At 34.0% G+C, this 24,994-nt stretch carries 19 protein-coding genes; 11 read left to right on the forward strand and 8 right to left on the reverse strand.

Annotated features, from left to right (window positions below; all coding sequences use genetic code 11):
• Positions 1–72: 72 nt before the first annotated feature.
• The 5 genes from M0M44_RS15885 (at position 73) to M0M44_RS15905 (ending at position 4,738) form a co-directional block, all read left to right on the forward strand.
• Entirely contained in the window at positions 73–438 is a 366-nt protein-coding gene (locus tag M0M44_RS15885) for a response regulator transcription factor (RefSeq protein ID WP_095927525.1), read from the forward strand.
• Positions 438–1,652, forward strand: a complete 1,215-nt coding sequence (locus tag M0M44_RS15890) for a YaiO family outer membrane beta-barrel protein (RefSeq protein WP_248726541.1) — start codon at positions 438–440, stop codon at positions 1,650–1,652. The genes M0M44_RS15885 and M0M44_RS15890 overlap by 1 nt, the downstream gene beginning before the upstream one ends.
• A 1-nt stretch (position 1,653) precedes the next feature.
• Positions 1,654–2,475, forward strand: a complete 822-nt coding sequence (locus M0M44_RS15895) for a hypothetical protein (RefSeq protein WP_248726542.1) — start codon at positions 1,654–1,656, stop codon at positions 2,473–2,475.
• A gap of 12 nt (positions 2,476–2,487) precedes the next feature.
• Positions 2,488–3,918, forward strand: a complete 1,431-nt coding sequence (locus M0M44_RS15900; RefSeq protein ID WP_248726543.1) for a glycosyltransferase family 2 protein — start codon at positions 2,488–2,490, stop codon at positions 3,916–3,918.
• 265 nt (positions 3,919–4,183) lie between these two features.
• The gene (locus tag M0M44_RS15905) at positions 4,184–4,738 is read left to right on the forward strand and encodes an NAD(P)-binding domain-containing protein (RefSeq protein WP_248726544.1); all 555 of its coding nucleotides are present in this window, start codon (positions 4,184–4,186) and stop codon (positions 4,736–4,738) included.
• A gap of 114 nt (positions 4,739–4,852) precedes the next feature.
• Here M0M44_RS15905 and ilvD read toward each other — a convergent pair whose 3' ends face one another.
• Together ilvD and M0M44_RS15915 are read right to left on the reverse strand one after the other, a co-directional pair.
• Positions 4,853–6,544, reverse strand: coding sequence for a dihydroxy-acid dehydratase (gene ilvD, locus M0M44_RS15910; RefSeq protein WP_248726545.1), 1,692 nt, complete (start codon positions 6,542–6,544; stop codon positions 4,853–4,855).
• Between the two features lie 57 nt (positions 6,545–6,601).
• Complete coding sequence (locus M0M44_RS15915) at positions 6,602–7,171, reverse strand: Crp/Fnr family transcriptional regulator (protein ID WP_248726546.1); 570 nt, start codon at positions 7,169–7,171, stop codon at positions 6,602–6,604.
• A gap of 246 nt (positions 7,172–7,417) precedes the next feature.
• Here M0M44_RS15915 and M0M44_RS15920 point away from each other — a divergent pair, with 246 nt between their 5' ends.
• Together M0M44_RS15920 and M0M44_RS15925 are read left to right on the forward strand one after the other, a co-directional pair.
• Complete coding sequence (locus tag M0M44_RS15920; RefSeq protein WP_248726547.1) at positions 7,418–8,230, forward strand: AraC family transcriptional regulator; 813 nt, start codon at positions 7,418–7,420, stop codon at positions 8,228–8,230.
• Positions 8,231–8,308: 78 nt separating this feature from the next.
• Positions 8,309–8,920: a DUF417 family protein gene (locus M0M44_RS15925; RefSeq protein WP_248726548.1), complete on the forward strand. Its 612-nt coding sequence runs from the start codon at positions 8,309–8,311 to the stop codon at positions 8,918–8,920.
• Between the two features lie 65 nt (positions 8,921–8,985).
• On the opposite strand, the gene M0M44_RS15930 is transcribed toward M0M44_RS15925, so the two are convergent.
• The 5 genes from M0M44_RS15930 to M0M44_RS15950 are packed head-to-tail and all read right to left on the reverse strand — an operon-like array spanning position 8,986 to position 18,100.
• The gene (locus M0M44_RS15930; protein ID WP_248726549.1) at positions 8,986–11,409 is read right to left on the reverse strand and encodes an ABC transporter permease; all 2,424 of its coding nucleotides are present in this window, start codon (positions 11,407–11,409) and stop codon (positions 8,986–8,988) included.
• Positions 11,410–13,821 carry an ABC transporter permease gene (locus M0M44_RS15935; protein ID WP_248726550.1) on the reverse strand — a complete coding sequence of 804 codons (2,412 nt, stop codon included), beginning with the start codon at positions 13,819–13,821 and terminating at the stop codon, positions 11,410–11,412. It lies immediately after the preceding gene.
• A gap of 1 nt (position 13,822) precedes the next feature.
• Complete coding sequence (locus M0M44_RS15940; protein ID WP_248726551.1) at positions 13,823–16,234, reverse strand: ABC transporter permease; 2,412 nt, start codon at positions 16,232–16,234, stop codon at positions 13,823–13,825.
• 3 nt (positions 16,235–16,237) lie between these two features.
• Entirely contained in the window at positions 16,238–16,948 is a 711-nt protein-coding gene (locus M0M44_RS15945; RefSeq protein ID WP_248726552.1) for an ABC transporter ATP-binding protein, read from the reverse strand.
• A gap of 30 nt (positions 16,949–16,978) precedes the next feature.
• Positions 16,979–18,100 carry a hypothetical protein gene (locus tag M0M44_RS15950; RefSeq protein WP_248726553.1) on the reverse strand — a complete coding sequence of 374 codons (1,122 nt, stop codon included), beginning with the start codon at positions 18,098–18,100 and terminating at the stop codon, positions 16,979–16,981.
• A gap of 241 nt (positions 18,101–18,341) precedes the next feature.
• On the opposite strand from M0M44_RS15950, the gene M0M44_RS15955 reads away from it, so the two are divergent.
• The 4 genes from M0M44_RS15955 to M0M44_RS15970 all read left to right on the forward strand — a co-directional run bounded on the left by M0M44_RS15955 (position 18,342) and on the right by M0M44_RS15970 (position 24,001).
• Positions 18,342–19,691 (forward strand): sigma-54-dependent transcriptional regulator, encoded by a 1,350-nt coding sequence (locus tag M0M44_RS15955; protein ID WP_248726554.1) that lies wholly within the window; start codon positions 18,342–18,344, stop codon positions 19,689–19,691.
• Between the two features lie 2 nt (positions 19,692–19,693).
• On the forward strand, positions 19,694–21,028 hold the full coding sequence (locus tag M0M44_RS15960) for a sensor histidine kinase (protein ID WP_248726555.1): 1,335 nt from the start codon (positions 19,694–19,696) through the stop codon (positions 21,026–21,028).
• Positions 21,029–21,134: 106 nt separating this feature from the next.
• Positions 21,135–21,731 (forward strand): biliverdin-producing heme oxygenase, encoded by a 597-nt coding sequence (locus M0M44_RS15965; protein WP_248726556.1) that lies wholly within the window; start codon positions 21,135–21,137, stop codon positions 21,729–21,731.
• A 2-nt stretch (positions 21,732–21,733) separates the two neighbouring features.
• Entirely contained in the window at positions 21,734–24,001 is a 2,268-nt protein-coding gene (locus M0M44_RS15970) for an ATP-binding protein (RefSeq protein WP_248726557.1), read from the forward strand.
• Positions 24,002–24,115: 114 nt separating this feature from the next.
• Here M0M44_RS15970 and M0M44_RS15975 read toward each other — a convergent pair whose 3' ends face one another.
• Positions 24,116–24,994: a DMT family transporter gene (locus tag M0M44_RS15975; RefSeq protein ID WP_248726558.1), complete on the reverse strand. Its 879-nt coding sequence runs from the start codon at positions 24,992–24,994 to the stop codon at positions 24,116–24,118.

The raw sequence follows: 24,994 nt of genomic DNA on the forward strand, positions 1-24,994 counted from the left end.
AATAGAAATATGCATTAGCTTTATAAATAAGAAGTTATAATTTTGAATATCCCCCAGATAAAAAAATAAAAAATGAGAATTATTGTAGCAGAAGATAATGATATCCTACGCAAATCGTTATCTTTTTTCTTAGAGTCGAAAGGATTTAATGTTGACCAGTTTTCTGATGGTAAAGAGGCGTTGGATGCCATAGAAAAAGAAAACTATGACTTAATATTGACTGATATAAACATGCCGGGTGTCAGCGGAATGGAAATTACGCAACACGTCAGAGAGAACCTTAAATCTGATACTCCTGTAATTATATTAACTTCTTCGGGCGTTGAGCAGACCGAACTTGATTCTTTTGATATTGGGGCAAACGAATTTATTGCAAAGCCAGTAAGTCCGGCTGTACTTTTAGTGAGGATTAATAAATTACTAAAAACCCGAATCTGATGAGGTTTATTTATTATGCTATTTTCCTGCTTTTTGTTTCCTCTGTTGCCATTGGACAAGAAATCAATATAGATGAAGCTTTGGCCAATGTGAAGCGCGAAGTCGAAAAAGAAAATTACGATAAGGCTTTATCGATTATTGAACCTCTGCGCGCTAAATATCCTGAAAATGAAGATATACAGATCTTTGCAGGACGCATTTACAGCTGGAAGAAAGAGTATAAAACAGCTATAAAAATTTTGTCTCCAATGGCAGACAGAAACAATCCAAATCCAGAAGCATTACAGGCACTTGTAAATGTCTATTTTTGGACAGAGGATTACGAAAAATGTATTTCGTATTGCGATAAATATCTTGCCATTGATCCAAAATCGGTTGATGTTTTGAAGATTAAAGCAACTTGCTTAGAGAAATTAAACCGCGATCAGGAAGCATTAGATTTAATAGAAAAAGCATCTTATATTGATAATAGCACGCAGGCCTTTAGAGGAATCCGAACGCTTATTGGGCGCAAAGCAAAAAATGCTGTTTCGTTTTCTTATCTTAATATTTCAACCTCAGATCCTGGACAATCTCCATTTCATTATGGATATGCAGAGTATTCGCATAAATTCAGTAAATCGGCAATTGTAGGAAGGGCAAATATTGGAAATGTCAGCAATGAAACCCAAATGTTATTTGAAACCGATTTCTATCAGACTTTTTCAAACAAAAGCTATTTGTATGCAAATGCTGGGGTTTCAACAGGAGAAACCATATTTCCTGTAGCAAAAGCTGGTTTAGAATATTATTTTAAGCCACAAAAACATTTTGATTTTTCGCTTGGCGCAAGATTTATGCATTTTGATACCGACGATATCACGCTGCTTACAGGACAAGTAGCCTATAATGCCGGAATTTATAGTTTTGCTTACAGACCTTATTATGATACTTCGAACGAATTGTTTTCTCATGTTTTAAGCGTGCAGCGCGTAAATGAAGAAAAAGAACGTCTTATCAGACTGGAGCTGCAATACGGAAATGTTCCTTATTTGTATCTGTACAATAATTTTACACAACCTCTAAAAGCGTATCGAGTTGGAATTCAGTATCAGCATCGTTTTGGCGATTCTTTTTTTGTACGCCCAATTTTTCTTTATGAAGATGAGGAATATGCACCTGGAGAATATAGAAACAAGTTTAATGTGCAGTTAATTGTAACAAAACGTTTTTAATATGACTGAAATCTGGGAACTATATAAACAAGGTCGGTGGGAAGTGCCTTTTCTTACATTCTCTATTTATCTGTTCATAGCGGCTTCACTTATTCTATATCTTATTATTGTTGCCAGCAGAAACGGTAAAATAAAGCGAGAACGCCTGAGTAAAGAATATAGTTTTGTTATAGACAAAATAATGTCGGCTGTTATTTTTGAAGATGTTCCTTTTGAAGAAGTAAAGAAAGACAAAAATTTCTTAGTTCTTTTTGACACTTCTTTTTTTAGGAAAGTTTTGACGGAATCTCTTATAAATCTCCATAAAAACTATGAAGGTGTCTATGCTCAAAAACTGGAACAGTTTTATAAAGATTCGGGATTGATAAAAGATTCATTCAAAAAACTCAAGAGCCTAAAATGGGAGGTTAAATGCAAAGGAATTACAGAACTGGCAGAGTTTAATATCAATGAAGCTTTTGATCAGATTATTGTTTATTCTAAAGCCAGAAAGAAAACATTAAAAATCGTAGCAATCAATGCGGCTATTAAACTTGAAGGCGCTGAAAGCATAAAATATCTTGTAGAACATCCAGATCCTATAGACGATTGGATGCAACTGAATATTATTGGAGCTTTCAAAAAACATGATATTGGCGATACAGAAGGAGTAGAACATTTATTGGAATCACAAAATATGACAGTGGTTACACTTGGATTAAAACTGATAAAAGAGCTTAAATTGTCTCAAAAAGTTCCTCATGTAGCGCAATTGGCTGCTCAGACCACCAATACTATCATTAAGTATGAAGCGCAGAGTATTTTGCAGACCTTAACAGCATAATCTTATAAGAAAATGACTTTTTTTAATACTGAAATAACGTGGTTTTTGGATGCATATATACTCCTAATATTGGGTTATGCCATACTAATCATGTCTTCTTATTTAATGTTGGCTTATATTTCTACGAAAGAGCTTAGAAAATATCTTAAACGAAACAGTTTTGTAGATTATGATGTTTTGTTAACCAGCGAGTTTGCACCAAAACTTTCGCTTATAGCACCTGCTTATAATGAAGGTTTAACTATTGAAGAAAATGTAAAATCGCTGCTTTCGCTGAATTACAACAATTATCAGGTTATTGTGGTCAATGACGGAAGTAAAGACAATTCGATGGAAATCCTAACCAAAACCTACGATTTGGTTTTGACTGATTTGGATTTTCATCCGCAAATTGAAACCAAAAAAATCAGAGGGATTTACACTTCCAAAAATGCCGCTTTCAAAAAACTGATTGTAGTTGATAAAGAAAATGGAGGTAAAGCCGACGCCTTAAATGTCGGACTTAATATTGCCCAAAATCCTTATGTAGTTTGTATTGATGTGGATTGTATTCTTGATAAAGATTCGCTTTTAAAACTGGCAAAACCATTTTTAGAATCGCATGGAAAACGAATTATTGCAACAGGAGGCGTGGTACGAATTGCCAATCAATGTGTAATTAAAAATGGACGTTTGGTCGAAGTAAACGTTCCAGATGTAATGCTGTCGAGAATTCAGGTTTTAGAATATTTAAGGGCCTTTCTTTTAGGCCGAATGGCTTGGGGAAAACTAGATGGTTTATTGCTTATCAGTGGTGCTTTTGGAGCTTTTGATAAAGAAATCGCCATTCTTTCTGGAGGTTACAGTACCAAAACGGTTGGAGAAGACATGGAACTTATTGTCAGAATGCGTCGTTATATGCTTGATAATAAACTGCCTTACTCGGTAAGTTATATTCCAGATCCGCTTTGTTGGACCGAAGCGCCTGAGGATTTTAAAATATTCAAAAAACAGCGCTCCCGCTGGATGAGAGGAACAATAGAAACATTAAGTATTCACCGCGGAATGTTCTTAAATCCAAAATACAAATTACTGGGAATGCTGAGTGTGCCGTATTGGACTTTATTTGAATTTCTAGCTCCTGCAATAGAATTTATTGGTTTGGTCATAACCGCTGTATTTATAGTGTTTGGTTTGCTAAACTGGCATTTTTTCTTTTTACTGCTGCTTTTTGTGTATACATTTGCAGTGTTCTTTTCGGTTATCGCTTTGTACAGTGAAGAAAAAACCTATCATAAATACCCCAAACAGGCCGATTTTTTCAAATTACTGATGGCCGCTTTTATTGAACCGTTTTACTTTCATCCGTTGACGGTTTATGCAGCGTTAATTGGTTATAAAGAAAAAATGATGGGAACCAAAGGCTGGGGAGAAATGACCAGAAAGGGGTTTACTAAGAAATAATGAAAATGACAAAGAAGATTTTAATAGTAGATGATCTCATTACACTTTAAAAAAAATTTCCTTTTGATTAGTAATGTAAAATATGAACTGCTATTTTTGGCATCTGATTAAATTATAGAATAAACTTAGCAAAGATAAATCACAATTTGAGGTTTGTAGTTTTAAAACTACAACGTTGTAGATTTATTGGCACAGTAAAAAAAGCCTTGTAGTACTTTGCAATGCTGTATTTACGTTATAAGGTTAAAAGCAAAGTACAAAACGTATGAAGGTAGGGGTAATTGGTTTATGTAGTTTTACAATGGATTTTGTGAACCGTGCGATCGGGGCTGGGCATCAGGTTTTATTAAGTTCTACCCGCGAAAATCGTCAGTTTAAAGATATGGCTGAGACTTTGGGAAAGAATGTAAAATTGGTAAGCAAAGACGAAGCCGCAAAAGCCAGCATTTTGATAGTGTTTATTCCGCGTGAAGATGTTGGATTGTTCCTGACAGATTTGCCAGATATGAGCGAAAAAGTAATCATATACGAGAGCAATCCTATTTTTAGTTTAGAATGCTTGAAGCCAAATTCAAAATCATCACCTGAAATTATTGTTTCTCTTTTGCCGGAAGCGCTTGCTATCAGGGTGCTTAATATCGTTAATCCAGAAGTGTTTTCCGCAATAAACCAAAAACAGAATGCTGATGAAATATTTTATACTGGATTAAATAAACAGGCAAAAAATAAAGTCAAAACATTTTTTAAAAGCCTAAATCTAGTAGGAGTAGATTTTGAAGAATTGTACCAACTTCCAGTGCACTCCTGTTTCCTGAATTAAAGAGGAATATAGTATGAAACCAGCTTTTAATAATTAGATTATTCAACCTCAAATGTTCCCAGAAAGGTAACTTTCTGGGACATTTTTGATTCTATTTTTTTAGAAAATTAAAATTTAATCTAAATCGGTTTTTAATACAGCTCCCGTACTAGCATTGGTCACTAAAGATCGGTATTGTGAAAGCCATTTAGAATTTAAAGGTTTTTTCAATGGTTTGAAATTGGCTTTTCTTTTTGCGATTTCTTCATCACTTAAATTAACAGACAAAATATACTGATCTACATCAATATGAATTTCGTCTCCATCTTTAACCAAACCAATCATTCCGCCTTCTGCCGCTTCTGGAGAAACGTGTCCTATAGAAGCGCCTCTGGTTGCACCGCTGAATCTTCCGTCTGTAATCAAGGCTACAGAACTTCCAAGTCCCATTCCCATAATCAAACTGGTTGGCGAAAGCATTTCCTGCATTCCCGGTCCGCCTTTTGGGCCTTCATAACGAATAACGACTACGTTTCCTGCTTTTACTTTTCCCATCATAATTCCGGCAATTGCTTCGGCCTGACCGTCAAAACAAACCGCTTTACCTGTAAACACGCGGTCTCCTGTTAATCCTGCTGTTTTAATAACAGCACCTTGTTCTGCAAGATTTCCGTATAAAATAGCCAATCCGCCCACTTTGCTATACGGATTATCGATGGTATGAATGATAGTGGTATCTTTAATTTCGGCATTCGCAATTTTTTCCAATAATGTTTCGCCTCCAATCGTAAGATTATCAATTAAAACGCCCGAACCTCTTTTGTTTATTTCTTTCATAACCGCATTTACACCGCCAGCTCTATTGATATCTTCCATATGAACGGTGCTTAGACTTGGCGAAATCTTGGCAATATGGGCAACATTTCCAGAAATGGTATTAATGTCTTGCAGTTTAAAATCGACATTGGCTTCGTTGGCAATTGCAAGCATGTGTAAAACGGTATTGGTACTTCCGCCCATTGCCATATCTACGGCAAAGGCATTACGAACGGCATTTTCGTTTAAGATATTTTTCAATTTGAATTTCTCTATTAAATGCTGATCTTTAGCAATGTCACAGATTCTCCTTGCTGCTTCGCGATACAATTGCTCGCGTTCTGGTGTCTGAGCCAAAATAGTTCCGTTTCCAGGCAGTGCAATTCCCATTGCTTCCATCAAGGTATTCATAGAATTTGCGGTAAACATTCCAGAACAGCTTCCTCCGCTCGGGCAGGCGTTGCATTCAATATCGTACAACTCTTCGTCAGAGATTTTTCCAGCTTCGTGTTTTCCAACCGCTTCAAATGCTGTCGCTAAGTCAATTGCTGTTCCGTTTTTAGTGTAACCTTTAGACATTGGTCCACCGCTTACAAAAATAGTCGGAACATCAACGCGTAAAGCGCCCATAATCATTCCTGGAACAATTTTGTCACAGTTTGGAATTGCGATCATGGCATCCAATTTATGCGCATTCATTACACTTTCTATAGAGTTGGCGATAATTTCACGGCTTGGAAGCGAGTACAGCATTCCGTCGTGTCCCATTGCAATTCCGTCATCAATTCCAATTGTATTAAATTCAAAAGGAACGCAGCCATTGGCCCGAATTTCTTCTTTGATAATTTCAGATACTTTATTTAAGAAAAAATGTCCCGGAATAATTTCGATAAACGAATTGGCCACTCCGATAAAAGGTTTGCTGAAATCTTCATTTTTCAAGCCCGTAGCTCGCAATAAGGATCTGTGGGGAGTTCGTTGAACACCTTTTTTTACTTCATCACTTCTCATGATAGAAAATGTTTTTTAATGTTGTTGTTTTTTGTCTTTTGATAGTTAATAGATCGTTTAGATCTGTGATTTTATCCTGCTTAATGTTTCTGGCGAAATATTAAGATATGCGGCAAGATTGGCATTGGACAATCTCCGAATAAGTTCTGGGTTATTTTTAAGAAGGTTTCGATACCGTTCGGCAGCATTTTGTGTCAACAAACTGCTAAGTTTTGAAGTAATGACCGTTAGACCATATTCTAGAATATAAATATACATTTTGTCCCATTGCGGAATGGTGTTGCGAAGATGAAAAAAATCGTCATAAGAAATCGCCAAAAGCTCCGAAGCTTCTACAGCTTCAATATATTCTGTACTAGGTTCTCTAGAAATAAAACTAACAATTGAAGTTAGAAAAGTACCTTCAAAAGCCATAAAACGAGTCGTAATATTATGATCTTCGGTGCTGTAATACAATCGCAGGCAGCCTTTTTTTATAAAATAGATTTTATCTGCCACGTTTCCACTTTTAAGCAGCGGTTCATTCTTTTTTACTTGTATTAATTTAAAGCGGGAAAGAATGGTGTTAAGGTCATCGTTTTCCAGTTGTAATCTGCTTTGAATTAAGGTCTCAAGTTCACTCATCATTTCTCAAAAATTAATCATTTCCAAAAATAAAGCTAATAAGGGAGAAAAACATTGACGAATGTCAAAATCGGTTTAAGAATGAATATAAATAAAACTTTACGCCTTAATGAGCAATTTTTCGATGGATGGAAAAAGAGACTTAAAGTATAATCTCGAAAAGCCGCTAATACGCCAAGTTTTGAAGTTTTAATCTGCTCAAATCTGCGGAATCTGTGTGAAACAAAAACAAATCTGTAATTTAGTAAAATGAAAATCAAATTAAAACAATCTTCTTTTCTAGAAAAGGGAATCAACGAGCCCTATTACAACATTTTAATGTTTGATGGAGAAGCGGCTTTTTCTGTTGATTTAAGCGATTACGAATGCAAAGGGAAATGTTTTTTGTTTTTAACGCCATACCAGTTATTGCAATGGAAAAATTCGACTGCATCTTTTATAAATATTCTCCGTTTTCATGGCGACTTTTATTGCATTGAATACCATAAAAAAGAAGTGGCTTGTAATGGAATTTTATTTAATGATATTTATAGCGAACCTTTTGTAACGGTTTCCGATTTTATTTACGAAGAAATCGCGAGTATTATGGAACGAATGAAAAGGGTAGAAGACTCTGAATTGGATTATGATAATTCGATTTTAAAATCCTATCTGCAGGTTATTCTAGCCTTGAGCAGCAAAGAAAAACAGCTCAAAATGTCTCCACAGATTCAGGAATCTATTGGAAATGCTGATATTTTGAAGTTTCAGCATTTGTTAGATACTCATTTTCTTGAGGCTAAAGAAGTCGCTTTTTATGCCTCTAAATACAATTTGAGTGTAAATACTTTTAGCAAAAGAATCAAAAAGCATTTCGGAAAATCGCCTTCGCAGCTTATTCAGGACCGTATTGTTTTGGAAGCCAAGAAACAGCTGCATTTAACAACGAAGACGATAAAAGAAATAGCAGACGATCTTAATTTTGAAGACGAATTTTATTTCAGCCGATATTTCAAGAAAAGTGTAGGCATTTCGCCCAAAGAATTTAGAAAAGAAGTTGGCATTTCTATCGTGGCAAAATAGTCCATGAAAACTCCTTTTCGTCCATTTTTATCCAGATAGCTATAAAGTAATTTTGGTATGTATTAAAACAGAATCAAAATGGAAAAATTTATAAGATTTATTGCTGGTGGACAAAACAATTTTATTCACTTTTTAAGAATTGCCATATTTGTTGTAATGGCATGGATTGGCGGATTAAAAGCTTTTAAATATGAAGCTGACGGAATTGTTCCGCTGGTTGCGAATAGTCCGTTTATGAGTTTCTTTTATAAAGATGCAAATAAACAAGTTGTGAATGATGATGGTAAAACCGTCAAAGCCTACACACTTTACAAAAACGTTGAAGGTAAAACTGTGGAGAAAAACGTTGCATGGCACGAAGCCAACGGAACTTATATTTTCTCTTACGGATTAGGAACTGTTATTGTGACAATTGGCTTGTTGGTTCTTTTGGGAATTTGGTTTCCTAAAGTCGGTTTTGTGGGTGGACTTCTAACGTTCGGGATGGCATTTGTAACCCTATCTTTTTTAATCACCACACCAGAAGTTTACGTTCCGAATTTGGGTGGCGATTTCCCAACTCCAGAATTTGGTTTTCCCTATCTTTCTGTCGGAGGCCGTTTGGTTCTCAAAGACATTATCATGATGAGCGGTGGATTGATTGTAGCTTCAGACAGTGCAAATAAAATTTTGCAACGATTTTACGCGTAACCAAAATAAAAAAAGCTGTGCAAGGGCTCAGACTCGCACAGCTTTTTATAAAAACTCAAAAGTAATTATTCATATTTTAAATATTGCAAAACATCTACTTTTGTTGCCTGATAGGCTTTTGCTAAAACAATGCATAATGTTAGAAATAATAAAAGCAAAAATGAAAGTAGAAACGGCAGCATCGGAATTTCGATTCTAAAAGCAAAATTATTCAGCCATTTCTGCAATAAAAAATAAGCAGGAAATACAGCAATAAGAAAACCTATTGCACAATAAACAACATATTGTTTAGACAGTTCTTTCAATAAGATATTGGTTTCTGCGCCCAAAGTTTTTCGAATCGCAATTTCTTTCATTCTACGCTGAATTGAATAGGAAGCCAAAGCGAATAATCCAAACAAAGCAATAAGTATTACAACAATGTTTAGTAAAGAAAATAAATTCTTTTGCTTGACATAAGACTCATAAGTTCTGGCATATTCTTTATCAGCAAAATCGTATTGAAAAGGATATTCGGTATCGACTTTTGTCTTCCAGAATTTTTCGATTGCTGCAATAGAACTCTGAATCTGATCTGCTTTTAATTTTACATAGATCCGATTCATTTCATCGGCCATATCCAGTGATTTTATGTGATAAAAAGTAATTGGCGGAACATCAACTTCTGGACTTAACAGATTAAAATCTTTTACTACGCCAATAATCCTCATTTTCTGATTTCCAATTTTTATCTCTTTACCAATTGGATCTTTGATCTGCATTAAACTCAATGATTTTTCATTAACTAAAACCGAATTTATGGTATCTGAAGCTATATTTGGACTCAGATTTCTGCCTTTTATTACTTTTATATTTAGCAGATTTAGCATATCATAATCAAGTCCAATTGCTTTTTGTTTGAAAAGAACATCACGATACCAAATTGGCCACTGAGAATCGTCAGCTCCATCAAAAGAAAGAAGACCGGTTGAAACACTTTCAACGCCTTTAATTTTTGAAAGTTCCTGTTTTATGGTATTGTATCTTTCAAAAATATTCTTTCCAATGTTTTCTCCCTTATAATACGAAGAGGGCAGATTTAACGAAATTGCCATAACCTGATCGCCTTTAAAACCAAGATCTTTGTTGTTTAGAAATTTAATTTGCTGATAAACAATTACAGAACCAATGATAAAGAAGGAAGCAATTGCAAATTGGAAAATCAGCATTCCGTTTCTAATCCAAACGCCGCTTTTGCTTCGGGAAAAATTGCCTCTTAAGACTTTTAAAGTCTCAAAATTAGCCACATATAATGCAGGAAATATTCCAGCAAACACAATGGTTATGATAAAAACCAGCATTAATTGAACATAAAATTGGCTTTCAACTATTTTTAAATTTTTTTCTAGAAAGGAATTGTAGTAGGGAAGTGCAATTTCTACAATCATTAATGCTAATAAAACCGAAAAAGCAGTTATTAAAATGGTTTCAAAAATAAATTGCCAAACAATCTGCTTTTTTGAAGCGCCCAAAACTTTACGGACCCCGACTTCTTTGGCTCTTTTAATCGAATTTGCTGTTGCCAGATTGATGTAATTGACAATTGACAGAATAAGAATCAAAACCGATAAGCAAGCCATAATTACCAGAAACTGATAGTTTCCTCTGCCTTCAGGATAACCGTCGGTTACAGAATGTAATCTCGCTGATGATAGCGGTTCCATTAAAACTTTGAAGCTTCCCATTTTCTTGACCATTTCTGCAGGAGTAAAACCTGCTTGTTTGGCGGTTCTTACAATAACTTCGTCATAAAATACTTGATCAAGCATTTTTCGGGTAGATTCCACTTTTGATGGATCTTTTAGTTTTACTAGTACTTTTAAAACAAAAAGGCCAGGATTTTTAGCCGGATCTACCAAGTCTTTCATCCGATTTATCACTATGTTTGGTGCGATCGATGAATTTCCAGAAATACGATAAACGCCTGAAATCGTAAACGTAGCATCCAGACAATTGATTTGCTTGCCTATCGGATTTTTATTTCCAAAAAAGCGTTCAGCAAGTTTTTCTGAAATGGCAATACTGTTTTCGTCTTTTATAGCAGATTTGGCATTTCCATAAATAAATTCAAAGGGAAAAAGAGAGAAGAAATCTTTTTCGGCATTTATGATTTTATCTACAAATTCCTTTTGTCCATTATAAATCACTTTGTCTTTTTGATACCATTCATCTGCGTAAACAACAGTTTCTACATTGGGATCATTTTCTAGATGAGGTTTTAGACGTACAGGGTTATTTGCCGTTACAGGCATATCACTTAATTGCGCTAAAACCTGATAAACCTTATCTTTTTCCGGATTCCAAGTATTGTAGCTTTGTTCGTCGTTCCAATACAGGAGCGCGAAAATTAGACCCGAAATTCCAATTGACAATCCGAGAATATTGAGTGCAGTAAATAATTTATTGTGTTTTATCTGATAGATAAATATATTGATCCAGTTTCTTAACATCTATTCGTATTTAAGGTATTTTAAAATATCCACTTTGGTTACTTGGTAAGCCTTTGCTAAAACAATCGTTAGCGTTAAAAATAAAAGAGAAACAAAAGCAACTAGAAAAGGAAGAAACGGAATATCGATTCGAGAAGCAAAATTTTCAAGCCATTTCTGCATTAATAAATAAGCTGGAACAATTCCGATTAAGAAACCAATTACACAGAAAAGGACATACTGTTTCGATAATTCTTTCAGTAAAGTATTGGTTTCAGCGCCAAGCGTTTTTCTGATTGCAATTTCGCGTAATCTTCTTTCCATAGAAAAAGAGGCAAGGGCGAATAATCCGAAAACGGCAATTAAGATTACAACAACATTCAGCAAAGCAAATAAATTTCTCTGATCTTCGTATTTTTTATAAGTACGGGCAAAGTTTTTATCTACAAAATCATATTCAAACGGATATTCCTGATCAACATTAGATTTCCAGAATTTGTTGATGGCAGCAATGGTTTCGGGCATTTTATCTGGAAATATTTTTACAGAGATGTTTCGCATATCATTTGGCATCCAGTCAAAAGCCTTGATATGAAAGAAAATCATAGGTGCCACATTATATTCTAATCCGACGTAATGGAAATTTTTGACAATACCAATAACTTTAAACTTCTGCCCGCCAAAAGTGATTTCTTTATTTACAGGATCTTTTTCTTGAAGCGTTTTTGCAGCAGTTTCATTCAGTAAAGCGCTCGAAATGCTGTCTGTAGCCAGTTTAGGATTTAAATCTCTGCCTTTTAATATTTTGATTCCCAAAAGTTCTAACTCACCAAAATCCATTGGCATTTCCTGTGTTACAACCTCTTTGTTGGATTTATAATGAAGACCTTGCCAAGAATTCTCATTGCTTCCAATAGAAAACATTCCTGCAGAAACCGCTTGAACACCTTTAATTTTTAAAAGCTCTTCTTTGATCATTTTATACCTTTCATACTGATTTTTTCCTTTTTGCGGTTTAAAAGAAATATCCATAACCTGAGCGCCATTAAAACCTAGATCTTTTTCGACCATAAAATTTACCTGTTTGTAAACAATAAAAGATCCGATGATAAAAAGCGTAGCTATAGAAAATTGCAGTACCAGCATTCCGTTACGAATCCAGACTCCGTTTTTACTTCTCGAAAAATTGCCTTTTAACACTTTTAAAGTTTCAAAATTGGAAATGTAAACCGCAGGAAAGACGCCAGAAACCAGTATAACAACAAAGAAAATTACAATTAGCTGAAGGTAAAATTGAGTTCCTATCAAAACTAGATTTTTGTCTAGAAATGCATTATAAAATGGCAAAGAAAGTTCTACAATTACCATGGCTAGCAGAACAGAAAACAGCGTTATAAGTATAGTTTCAAACACAAACTGAGCTATAATCTGAGATTTTGTAGCGCCAACTATTTTACGAACTCCAACTTCTTTTGCTCGTTTTACCGCGTTTGCTGTAGCCATATTGATATAATTGACAATTGATAAAATTAAAATCAGGATTGATAACCCCATTATTATTTTTAAGAACTGTAAATTGGCGTTTTTTTCAGGAAAAGCGTAATTTCCTTGATTAAGTCTTGATTTTGTAAACGGAAGAAGCCTTGCTTTTATAGGATCTCCGTATTGTTTAATAAACTGTTCCAGCGATAAACCTTCATCTTTTGCCTGTTTCTTGTAATTGTTTTCGAGAAATATTTTATCTAAGTTTTGAATAACGGCTGTAGTATCGCTTGGTCTTTTAAGCTTTAACATTAGTCCGTAACTGAAGCCCCAATTATCTTTATTTTGCTCTAATTCCTCTTCTACAATCGGAGTAATTACGGAAGGCATTACCGATGATTTTTGAGGCATTTTGTAAACACCGCGAACAACAAAAATATGATCTGCATATTTCACCTGTTTACCCATTGGGTTTTCATTCTTAAAAATGCGTGCTGCAGTTTCTTCAGAAAGAGCCATGCTGTTGCGATCAGCGAAGACCGTTTTGGCATTACCTTGAATAAATTCAAAAGGAAAGAAAGAAAAGAAACTCCTTTCGGCAGAAAAGATTTTGTCAATCAATTCGATTTTTCCTTTGTATTGAATTGTTTCAGTAGTATAATTTACTCTAAAATAACAGTATTTATCCAAATACGAAGTAGTTGCATTAAGCATTCTGCCTGGAATTGGAGAGTTTGTTGTCCAGATATTACCACCGCCAAAATCGTTCATGACGATAAAAATTTTATCTTTCTCAGGATTCCACTGATCATAAGAATGTTCGTCGTTCCAGTACAGAATCGCGAAAATTAAACCCGCAATTCCAATGCTTAAGCCCAAGATATTTAGGGCTGTAAAGAATTTGTTATTCTTTATGTGGTATATAAATATGTTTGTCCAATTTTTAATCATCTTACTCGTATTTTAAGTATTTTAAAACATCGACTTTTGTTACTTGATACGCTTTTGCTAAAACTATTGCCAGCGTAAGAAAAAGCAAAGACACAAAAGCAAGAATAAAGGGTAGAAGTGTGATATCTATTCGGAAAGGGAAATTTTCAAGCCATTTTTGCAAAAGCAAATAAGCGGGTGCAATTCCGATAAAGAAACCAATTATACAGAAGACTACATATTGTTTAGAAAGTTCTTTTAGTAAAATATTGGTTTCAGCGCCAAGCGTTTTTCTTATTGCAATTTCTTTTAATCTTCCTTCCATAGAAAAGGACGCTAGGGCAAACAGCCCGAAAATCGCAATTAGAATTACAACAACATTCAATAGAGCAAATAAATTTCTTTGATCTTCGTACTTTTTAAAAGTTTTAGCAAAGTTTTTGTCCAGAAAAGTGTATTCAAAAGGATACTCAGAATCTACTTTTTTAGACCAAAAATTCTTAAGTGCCGATATAGTTTGCAGCATATCTTTAGAAGAAACTTTTACAGAAATTGATTCAATACTATTCTGTGTCCATTTTTGAGTATTGATATGAAAGAAAATCATCGGACTAATTTCTGTATCAAGGCCGTAATAATGAAAATCTTTTACAACTCCTACAACCTTGTATTTTTCGCCTTGCCAGTCAATAATTTTGTCAACAGGATTTTTTTCGTTCATTTTTTTGGCTGCCACTTCATTTATTAAAACATTAGAAATCGTGTCAGAGGCAAGTTTCTCGTTAAGAAATCGTCCTTTTACCAATTTAACACCCAACATTTCCAGCATTCCAAAATCGGAGCCTAATTGCTGAATAATAACTTCAGGAATGTTTTTATAATGCAAACCGCCTCTTGAAGACCAATTTTCGCCAATAGCAAAAGCTCCAGCAGAAACCGCTTCAACATTTTTAATTTTCTTTATTTCTTGTTTTAAACTTTCGTATCGCGCAAATTGTTCTTTATCCTTTTGTGCTCTAAAAGTGATGTTCATTATTTGAGATCCGTTAAAGCCTAAGTCTTTTTCGACCATAAATTGAACCTGCTGATAGACGATAATTGATCCGATGATAAAGAAAACTGCGATTGCAAATTGTACAATCAACATACTATTTCTAAGCCATAAACCGTTTTTGCTGCGCGAAAAATTTCCTTTTAAAACACTTAAAACTTCAAAATTGGAAATATAAACAGCTGGAAAAACGCCGCTCACAATAATGACAAGAATAAATATTACGACAAGCTGCACAAAAAACTGAGATCCCGCAAGAACCAATTCTTTGTTTAAAAGCTGATTGTAAAAAGGTAAAGAAACTTCAACAATCACAAGCGCTAGCAACATAGCAAATAGCATTGTTAAAGCAGTTTCAAACACAAATTGAAATACAATCTGTCTTTTTGTAGCGCCAATAATTTTTCTCACGCCAACTTCTTTTGCACGTTTTATCGCATTAGCTGTAGCTAAATTGATATAATTTACAATCGATAGCAATAAGATTACAATTGATAATCCCATTAAGATTCTTAAGAATTGAAGATTTCCTGTTCCTTCTGGAAATGGATAACTACCTTTGATAAGTCTAGAATTTTCAAACGGAATTACGATTGTTTTCAAAGGCTCGCCGTATGTTTTAATAAACAATTCTAGCGTCATTCCTTCATTTCTAGCCTGTCTTTTATAGTTCTTTTCTATAAAAATTTCATCCAAAGCTTTTTTTACCAGTGGCGCATCAGTTTTTTTCTTCAATTTTACTACTAATCCAAAATTAAAACCCCAATGGTTTTTAAGTTTTACTAGACTTTCCTCAATACTATTTGTAACAGCATTTGGCATCACGACCGATTTCCCTGGTAATCGGTATACGCCACGAACCACAAATGTTTTGTCATCGTATTTGACCTGTTTTCCTACTGGATTTTCATTTTTAAACAAACGAAAAGCGGTCTCTTCAGAAAATACAATGCTTTGAGGTTCTTGAAGCACCGTATTTGGGTTGCCGTATTTGAATTCGTACGGAAAAAAAGAAAAGAAACTTTTTTGTGCAGAAAAGATCTTATCTACAATTTCTGTTTTCCCATTAAATTGAACTGTTTCCTTTGTATAATAATCATTGAAATAGCAATAATCTTCTATATATGGAGTAGAGGATTTGAGAAGCGGTGCTGTTACGGCAGAGTTTGTAGCAAAAACATTTCCTTTTCCGACATCATTCATAACGATAAAGGTTTTATCCTTTTCAGGATTCCATTTATCGTATGAATATTCGTCGTTCCAGTATAGCGTTGCAAAGATTAAACCTGCAATTCCGATACTCAAACCGAGAACATTTAAAGCTGTAAAAAGCTTGTTATGCTTTAATTGATAAATAAATATATTAAGCCAATTTTGAAGCATAAACTAGTTTTTTGCAGTTATCAAAACATCTACATTTCTATGATTCACTTTTTCAGAAAGAATCACACCGTCTTTCATAAAAATGGTTTTTTGCGAAAAAGAAGCATCATATTCAGAGTGTGTTACCATTAAGATGGTCGATCCGCTGGCATGAAGATCAGTTAGTAATTCCATAACTTCGTTTCCGTTTCTACTGTCTAGGTTTCCTGTAGGCTCATCGGCCAGAATAATTTTCGGATTATTGATCAAAGCTCTTGCTACAGCCACACGCTGCTGCTGTCCGCCCGAAAGCTGCTGCGGAAAATGCTTTAATCTATGGGCGATTCCTAAAATTTTAGCCATCTCATTTACTCGAGATTTTCTTTCGGCAGAAGGAACATTGTTGTAAATCAAAGGCAATTCAATATTATCAAAAACAGATAATTCATCAATTAGATTGAAATTCTGAAAGATGAATCCGATGTTTTCTTTTCTGGCTTGCGATTTTTGTTTCTCTTTTAAACCCACCATTTCTTGATCAAGAAGCTTGTAACTTCCGTTTGAAGCACTGTCCAGAAGTCCGATAATATTCAATAGAGTCGATTTTCCGCTTCCGGACGGTCCCATGATTGATACAAAATCGCCTTGATTGATGGTTAATGAAATTTCACTTAATGCTTTGGTTTCTAATTCCTCAGTTCTAAATACTTTTGAAAGTTTTGTAATGGTAATCATAATTGACTGTTTTAATTTTTGATTGATGATTTATTGTTTTAATTTTTTTAATTGCATTCTAATAGTGTCTTTATACAATACCATATTCCATTGCATCGATTTGTTGTCGAAATTATTAATTTGAACAGGAATTGTATCTGGATTTTGCAAGTTTCTTTCATATGAAATCACTTTAAAGGTATTTTTGACATCATCAAAGCGGTATTTCATAAATATTGATGCGCTGTCAACATACAAGTTTGGATTTGGGCAGAAGAAAATCTTCCCTCTTTCTTCAATATAAATAGTTTTCCATGCAGAACTATCTTTTTCCCATTCCTTTTCTAGAATTATTTTACCGTTTCGAGACATGCTTTCTACTTTCCATTTTCCAAAATATCTTTTAGAAAGCTGAACTTGATGGCTATAATAAAGTACAAAAAGACAAGGGATTATGATGCATAAAACACGTGTAACAACTCGCAATGTTTTACTTTTTACTATCGAAGAAGTTATTTTAGGAGAAGTAAATAAAGAAATTATTTCTTCTTTATACTGTAATAGCAAATAGGCTAATCCAAGCATAATTTGTATTGAGGTAAAACAAGTAATTGGGCCAATATTATAAAATAGATTAATTAATAAAATATTGAACATTACAGGCATTAGCAATACTAATCCAAGTAGAATAGATCGTTTAAATAATAATGCAATGCCTCCAGCAATTTGTAAAATGGCAACTATTAGTGAAAGCCCATATGAATATCCGTAATATTTCCATGTAAGTTCTTGACCTGTTAAAGTGTTAACCAAAGAATCGTTTATACGGTAAGAAAATGAAAAATTGACATCGATAATCTTTTCAAAACCAAAAATGCAGACATGAAAAGCAATCCAAAAACGTAATATTGCGATAAGTACAGTTTTGTATTTTTCGGAGTTAATGCTATGATTTTTTTCTTTATAATTCCAGTAAAGTGAAAATATAATTGAAAATAAAAGCGCTAATAATAAACTCAACATTCCAGCTGTATTTATAAATTTTGTCAAACTGTATGGAAGAATAGGCAATACCACAAAAAGTAAAGCGTTTACTCCGCCTACGAATGCAAGGAAACTTAAATAAAATTTTGATAGCCAGTTAGATTTACTTGTTGAATAATTGGTTGTCATAAAGTATAATAATTTTAGTTGTTTTATTTTTTAGGTTTTAAAATATTTACAATGTATAATCGCTTTTTATTTTGTTATTTTTACTTCCGAAAGCTGTTAATTATTAATGATTTACAAGTTCTAATGTGATTTTCGTGCCAATAAATTAAACCTTCTAAATACCTTGTTTTTAGGGGGTTGTTTTTCGAAATGAAATTGAACTGTCCATTAATGGACACCTTTCGTCCAAAACTGAACAATAATGAAAAAGACCAACGCCTCTATTTTAATCATCGACGATCAAGAAGACATTCTTTTTGCCTCAAAAGTCTATCTGAAAAAGTATTTTGAAAACATTTTTACGCTCAATAATCCAAGAAATATTGTCGAATTATTGTCGAAAAATACAATTGACGTCGTTTTATTGGACATGAATTACAGATTGGGTTTTGAAGATGGGAGAGAAGGTTTATATCTGCTGAAGGAAATAAAAACGCTTTCGCCTAAAACGGTGGTAATTTTAATGACTGCTTTTGGAAAAGTAGAAACTGCTGTTGAGGGCTTAAAATCGGGCGCTTTTGATTATATTCTCAAACCTTGGGAAAATAAAAAGCTTTTAGAATCGGTAAAACAAGCTGTTGATAAAGCCCGAAAAGAACAGAAGAAAACTAAAGAGGTTGCGATAAAAGAGGATTTTTTTGTTGGTAATTCTGAAATTATAAAAAAAGCCTATTCGTTGGCAGATAAAGTGGCTAAAACAGATGCCAACGTTTTGATTTTGGGTGAAAACGGAACTGGAAAATTTGTTCTAGCACACCATATTCATACCCAATCTGAAAGAAAAAATCAGCCTTTTATTGCAGTTGACTTGGGGTCTTTAAATTCGAATATTTTCGAAAGCGAGTTGTTCGGTTATGCCAAAGGTGCTTTTACTGATGCTAAAACGGATACAGCGGGACGTTTTGAAATGGCACAAAACGGAACCATTTTTTTGGATGAAATAGGGAATGTACCGCTTCATTTGCAATCAAAATTGCTTCAAGTGATTCAGACGAAAACCGTAACAAGATTAGGAGAAACAAAAGCAAGACCTTTGAATGTGAGAATTATTACAGCAACCAATTTGAACTTAAAACTAGAAGTTGCTGATAAAAACTTCCGTGAAGACTTGTATTATCGCATAAATACGATGGAAATTGTTTTGCCTCCGCTAAGAGAACGACATGAAGATAAAATTCCGCTTGCCGAATATCTTTTGGATAAAATGATTGAAAAATACGGAAGAGACGAAATTACTTTTGACAAAAAAGTCTTGGAACAAATTGAAAAACACGCTTGGAATGGAAACATTCGCGAAATGGAAAATAAGATTGAACGTGCGGTTATTTTATGTGAAAACAATGTAATAACAATTTCAGATTTGGATTTAGAAACGATAACGCCTTATGAGGAAAATTCAGATGATATTCAGCTTTCTTCGGTTGAAAAAGCTGCGGTTGAAAAAGCACTTCTTAAAAACAATAATAATATTAGTAAAACGGCCGAAGAACTGGGTTTGTCAAGAGGCGCACTTTACAGACGTTTGGAGAAATTTAATATCAATATCGACTAATTATGTTAAGGACTTTACAAACTTACAAACTCCTTTTTCTGCGATTAATTTTTATCGTGATCGGAATCGAATTGTCGCTGTATTTCTTTAGAATTGGTTTGCTTTTTACGGGAATTTTTGGTCTCTGCATGGTTTTTCTGTTGGGTAGGGAAATGTATTTTTTTGTTAGAAATATGGTTCTTATTTATAACAAAACGATTTCTTCGATATTGCAGGATGATTTTAGTTCTGATTTTTCTAAGCATAAATTCAATAGTACTTATAATGAACTTTTTACTTTGTATGAAACCTTGAAAAACAAACAAAATGAGCAAGTTACAAGGGATATTATTTACCGTTCGATTTTAAATAATATAGAATCGGGTGTTATTATTTTGCAGAAACAAGAAAGAGAATGGAGTATTTTTTTAATGAACGACTACTTTTCGAGCCATTTTAATGTTCCGAAAGTTTCGAAATGGAGATATCTTAAAAATCAGCTGCCAGCTTTATGTGAAATCATTGAAGAAGATGATTTTCATGAAATAAAAACTTCAATCGACATTAGTATAAATGAACAAAGCAAACAAACATTTGTTTTGCAGGCTTCACGAACTGAAATTTTCGAACAGGATTATTTTATTGTTTTGCTAGATTCGATTCAGAATGTAGTAGAGAAAAAAGAAAAAGATGCGTGGATTAATTTGATGAAAGTGATTTCGCATGAATTGCTAAATTCTATCACGCCAATTCGTTCCATCTGCCAAAATCTGGAAGACTTAGTAGAGCAAGATTCTCTTTCGACAGAAGACTTAGAAGATATAAAAAACAGTGTGCAGACGATGCTGAGGAGAAGCGATCATTTGCAGAAGTTTGTTGAAGGTTATAGAAAACTCGCCATGCTTCCTTCGCCTAAAAAAGAAAAAACAGAATTGCAGCAGTTGGTTGAAAACTGTATTCAGGTTATGAATCCGTTGTTTCGGAAAAGTAATATCGAAGTGATCAACGCTGTTAATCAAAATTATCTAATAAATATCGATTCACAGCAGATAGAGCAGGTATTGATTAACTTATTGACTAATTCGATTAATGCTTTAGAAAACAGTAGTTTAAAACAAATTTCGATTTCGGCGGAAGCCAAAAACAATCGTATTTTTATAAAAGTTTCAGACTCTGGAAAAGGCATCGAAAAAGAAATTGAAGAAAAGATATTTCTTCCGTTTTTCACCACCCGAACGGAAGGAGCAGGAATCGGACTTACTTTATCTAAAAATATCATTGAAGCACATGGAGGCTATATTTCGCATAAAAACGAAAATAATAAAACGGTCTTTGAGATTAGTTTAGTTGAAGAGTAATGTAATTGGTTAAAAATATGTTTTAATGTACTGCTAATATTTTTTGTTTAAATTTGTGAAAGTGGAGTTGCCCGTTTGACTCTCTTAAACAAAGAATATTATAACAATGAGTACACATTCAGCTTCCAATATCGCTTCCAATTTTCTTAGTGATTTAAAAATACAAACTTCTGATTCTCATAAGAAATTAGAAGAACTTCCAGTTTCAATGTCGATTATGTCTCCCGAAATGAAGATCGAAGATTACACTTATTATTTAAGTTTAATGCATGATGTTCATAATGATACGGAGACACTTATTTTTCCTTTGTTTTCTGATCTGATGGAAGATTTGGAACACAGAAGAAAAAAACAGCTTATAGAGAATGATCTTTTATTTTTAAACTCAAATAAAACAGATTCAGGAAAAGTTTTTCAGACAGAAGGAATTTCAACCCCTTTTGCTTTAGGGATTTTGTATGTTGTAGAAGGTTCAACGCTTGGCGGAAGGTTTATCTTAAAAAATGTTTCTAAGTTTCCAGAACTTTCTGGAGATAAAGGAGTTTCCTATTTTAATGGTTATGGCGAAAGAACAGGAAGTTTTTGGAAATCATTTCTGAATTTTCTATCAGAATATGAACAAAAACATGATTGTGGTGATGCCATTATAGAAGGAGCAATTTTTGCTTTTGATAGTATTTATAAGCATTTTGACAGAAAGTAAAAATGAAGATCAGAGATATAGTCAATCGTGATATTGTTACGTTAACCAATTGTGAACACGAACCTATACATATTCCAGGAAAAATTCAGCCTCATGGTTTTCTGCTTGGCATTACGCAAGAGTGGAAAATAGATTTCTGTACAGAAAATATTTCTGCTTATTTTGACCTGCTTCACACTCAGGCATTAGGAAAAGAATTTGCTACTGTTTTTGGGGCAACAGCTGAAGCAGAAATAGTAGCTTATATTAAAGGTGATGAAGTTGAGGATGCCTTTCCTCTTGAAATAGAATTACTCGGCAGATTATTTCAGATTAATGTTCATAAAAGTAGTTCTATTTATGTGCTGGAAGCCGAATTGCTGTTTCCAGACAGAGAAAAATTGGCAGATGCATACAAACAGACCATACAGTTTGTAAGCCAAATGAACAAAACCAGATCATTAAAAGATTTATGCGCACTTGTAGCAAAAGGAACGCGTGAAATAACAGGTTATGATCGCGTAATGATTTATCGTTTTGACGAACAGTATAATGGAGAAGTTTTTGCAGAAGATTGTCGGGAAGATCTGGAACCTTTTTTAGGATTGCATTATCCGCATACAGATATTCCTCCTCAAGCCCGTGAATTATATATTAAAAATCAGCTGCGATTGATTGTTGATGTTAATTATGAACCGGTTCCTATTTTTACGGTTGACGATAAAGAAGGTAAAAATCTCGATTTAAGTCTTTCGATATTAAGAAGCACTTCGCCAATTCACGTAGAATATTTGAAAAATATGGGTGTTGGAGCAACACTGACCATTTCTCTCATTCATCATAATAGATTATGGGGATTGATTGCCTGTCATCATTACTCAGAAAAAAACATATCTCCCGAGATTAGATTGGCCGCAAAACTTCAAGGGCAGTTTATTACTTCTCAAATTGATATTAGACAATCAAATGATGAGTATATTAATGCCCAGAAAACTATATTAGCATTAGAACAATTAACAGCACTAGATTTACAGCAGTCATTAGAAACCATAGTGGCCGCACCTCAGCTATTAGAAATCTGTAATGCTTCTGGGGTATCAATTGTTTCAAAAAATAAAGTATATAAAAATGGTTTAACGCCAACAGAGCCGGAGATTTATGAATTAATTGAAGAGATTTCGGCTAGTAGCATAACTGAAATTTTCTCGACTAATAAAATAAGTGACCACTTTCCTAAGTTTGCTGAAAATTCTAATGTGGCTGGAATTATTTACCATTCGCTTGGCAATAATGACCATATTATCTGGTACAGACCAGAGACTATTTCAGAAATAAATTGGGGAGGCGATCCCGAAAAAAGCATCGTAAAAGATCATAACGGTCTGCATCCTAGAAATTCATTTAATATTTGGAAACAGATTGTAAAAAATCAAAGCAGCGTTTGGAGATCGTACGAAATTAATGCGGCAGCACAATATGCCCATACTTTGCATAATCAGCTCATTTTGATTATGCTGAGCGAAGAAGAGGAAAAATACCGCAACCAAAGCGAAATCTTAAAAGAAACCAATTCAGAACTTGAAAATATCAACTGGATCAGTACACATGATCTGCAGGAACCTTTACGCAAAATTCAGCTGATTACTTCAAAAATGCTGTCGGAAATTGATGTTATTTCTATAGAATCTATTTCCAGTTCCTTAGAGCGTGTTTCAAAATCAGCCAATAGAATGAGCGGTTTACTGGAAGATATTTTAAAGTATACTCGAATTAAGAATACAAGGGATACTTTACAAGAAGTGAACCTGAACGAAATTTTAGATTCGACTCTTAAGGAAATGAACGAGGTAATTGCGGAAACAAATGCTGTCATTGAAGCTGAAAAACTTCCAGAAGTTCATGCTATTGGTTTTTTAATGAAACAGTTGTTTGCCAATATTATCCAGAATTCATTGAAATATGCTTCACCAGAGAGAACGCCAAAGATAAAAATTACAGCTTCTCCAGAGCCTGTAATTATGAATCATTTGTATAAAGTGCACTGCCATTGGGTTCGTTTTTCTGATAACGGAATTGGCTTTGAATCACAATATTCAGAAGCTATTTTTAAAATTTTTACCAGGCTTCATAACCAAGAACAATATACCGGATCGGGTATAGGTTTGGCTTTATGTAAAAAAATCATGCAGGCAGTAGGTGGTGATATCCACGCAGAAGGAAAACTAGGACAAGGAACAGATATTATATTATATTTTCCATGTGATCCGGAAGATACGCTTATACCAGTATAAAGACTTTAAAAATAAAAACTCTATCAAAACAAACATTGATAGAGTTTTTGTTTTTAAATAATTTCTATCTAAAAACTTTGTTATCAGGTTAAAACTCTTTTTATAATTATTTTTTTACTCTGCAGTTTTAATCTTTCGGCTTTTAAAATTCACTTCTGAAATAATAGTTGCCGAAAAAATTAAAGTTCCGCCCAAAAGCAGTCGCCATGAAAGGTTTTCTCCTAAAATGAAAAATGCTCCGATTGCACCAAAAACAGGTTCAAACAAATAAATAACCGCTACACGTTCTGCCGATAAATAACGTTGCGAAATGTTTGAAACTGTGTACATAAAAGCTGTAGAAAACAAAGCACAGTAAACAGCACCGAGCCAAAACGTATCGTTTTTAGGGAACCAAACAGCTTGTGAATCTGTAAGTGCAATACAAAAAGTAAATAAAGCACAAAAAGCAAACATGGGAACAATCGAGTACAAAAGATTTTTGGCAGCCGAATGTTTTTCGACAGAAATCAAATAAACAGCAAAAGCAAATGCGCCAGAGATTGTAAATAAATCGCCAACGTTTATGGTAAATTTATCTGTTATAGCGATAATAAATAAACCTGTTAAAGCAGTGAGAGCGGCAATCCAGATCTTTAAAGGGGTATTAGTTCTGTAAATCGCTAATTTCAGCATCGGAATAATAATTACGGTTAGTCCTGCGATGAAAGAACATTGTGATGCATCGGTATATTTTAATGCGGTCGTCTGTAATTGAATCCCTAAAAACATTGGAACGGCAAGTATAAAACCTGTTTTAATTGCTTCTCTATTGATGTCTTTAACGTATTTCCAAAAAACAATGCTCAATACCATTACAGCTAGCAGGAAACGATAAAATAAAAAAATGTTGAGCGAATAGTGGCCAATTGCCATTTTGGTAACGGAGTAAGAAACGCCCCAAAATGCAGTGCCAAGAATTAATAGAAACAATAAAAGCTGTCTTCTTTCCAT

The organism is Flavobacterium humidisoli (assembly GCF_023272795.1).
GTDB lineage: Bacteria > Bacteroidota > Bacteroidia > Flavobacteriales > Flavobacteriaceae > Flavobacterium > Flavobacterium humidisoli.

Bases quoted from the DNA above. Each gene is read 5' to 3' on its own strand.
- M0M44_RS15960 (WP_248726555.1), top strand. From the start codon at position 19,694: ATGTTAAGGACTTTACAAACTTACAAACTCCTTTTTCTGCGATTAATT.
- M0M44_RS15930 (WP_248726549.1), bottom strand. From the start codon at position 11,409: ATGTTAAGAAACTGGATCAATATATTTATCTATCAGATAAAACACAAT.
- M0M44_RS15940 (WP_248726551.1), bottom strand. From the start codon at position 16,234: ATGCTTCAAAATTGGCTTAATATATTTATTTATCAATTAAAGCATAAC.
- M0M44_RS15925 (WP_248726548.1), top strand. From the start codon at position 8,309: ATGGAAAAATTTATAAGATTTATTGCTGGTGGACAAAACAATTTTATT.
- M0M44_RS15900 (WP_248726543.1), top strand. From the start codon at position 2,488: ATGACTTTTTTTAATACTGAAATAACGTGGTTTTTGGATGCATATATA.
- M0M44_RS15920 (WP_248726547.1), top strand. From the start codon at position 7,418: ATGAAAATCAAATTAAAACAATCTTCTTTTCTAGAAAAGGGAATCAAC.
- M0M44_RS15945 (WP_248726552.1), bottom strand. From the start codon at position 16,948: ATGATTACCATTACAAAACTTTCAAAAGTATTTAGAACTGAGGAATTA.
- M0M44_RS15965 (WP_248726556.1), top strand. From the start codon at position 21,135: ATGAGTACACATTCAGCTTCCAATATCGCTTCCAATTTTCTTAGTGAT.
- M0M44_RS15895 (WP_248726542.1), top strand. From the start codon at position 1,654: ATGACTGAAATCTGGGAACTATATAAACAAGGTCGGTGGGAAGTGCCT.
- M0M44_RS15950 (WP_248726553.1), bottom strand. From the start codon at position 18,100: ATGACAACCAATTATTCAACAAGTAAATCTAACTGGCTATCAAAATTT.
- M0M44_RS15915 (WP_248726546.1), bottom strand. From the start codon at position 7,171: ATGATGAGTGAACTTGAGACCTTAATTCAAAGCAGATTACAACTGGAA.
- M0M44_RS15885 (WP_095927525.1), top strand. From the start codon at position 73: ATGAGAATTATTGTAGCAGAAGATAATGATATCCTACGCAAATCGTTA.
- M0M44_RS15955 (WP_248726554.1), top strand. From the start codon at position 18,342: ATGAAAAAGACCAACGCCTCTATTTTAATCATCGACGATCAAGAAGAC.
- ilvD (WP_248726545.1), bottom strand. From the start codon at position 6,544: ATGAGAAGTGATGAAGTAAAAAAAGGTGTTCAACGAACTCCCCACAGA.
- M0M44_RS15905 (WP_248726544.1), top strand. From the start codon at position 4,184: ATGAAGGTAGGGGTAATTGGTTTATGTAGTTTTACAATGGATTTTGTG.
- M0M44_RS15890 (WP_248726541.1), top strand. From the start codon at position 438: ATGAGGTTTATTTATTATGCTATTTTCCTGCTTTTTGTTTCCTCTGTT.
- M0M44_RS15970 (WP_248726557.1), top strand. From the start codon at position 21,734: ATGAAGATCAGAGATATAGTCAATCGTGATATTGTTACGTTAACCAAT.
- M0M44_RS15975 (WP_248726558.1), bottom strand. From the start codon at position 24,994: ATGGAAAGAAGACAGCTTTTATTGTTTCTATTAATTCTTGGCACTGCA.
- M0M44_RS15935 (WP_248726550.1), bottom strand. From the start codon at position 13,821: ATGATTAAAAATTGGACAAACATATTTATATACCACATAAAGAATAAC.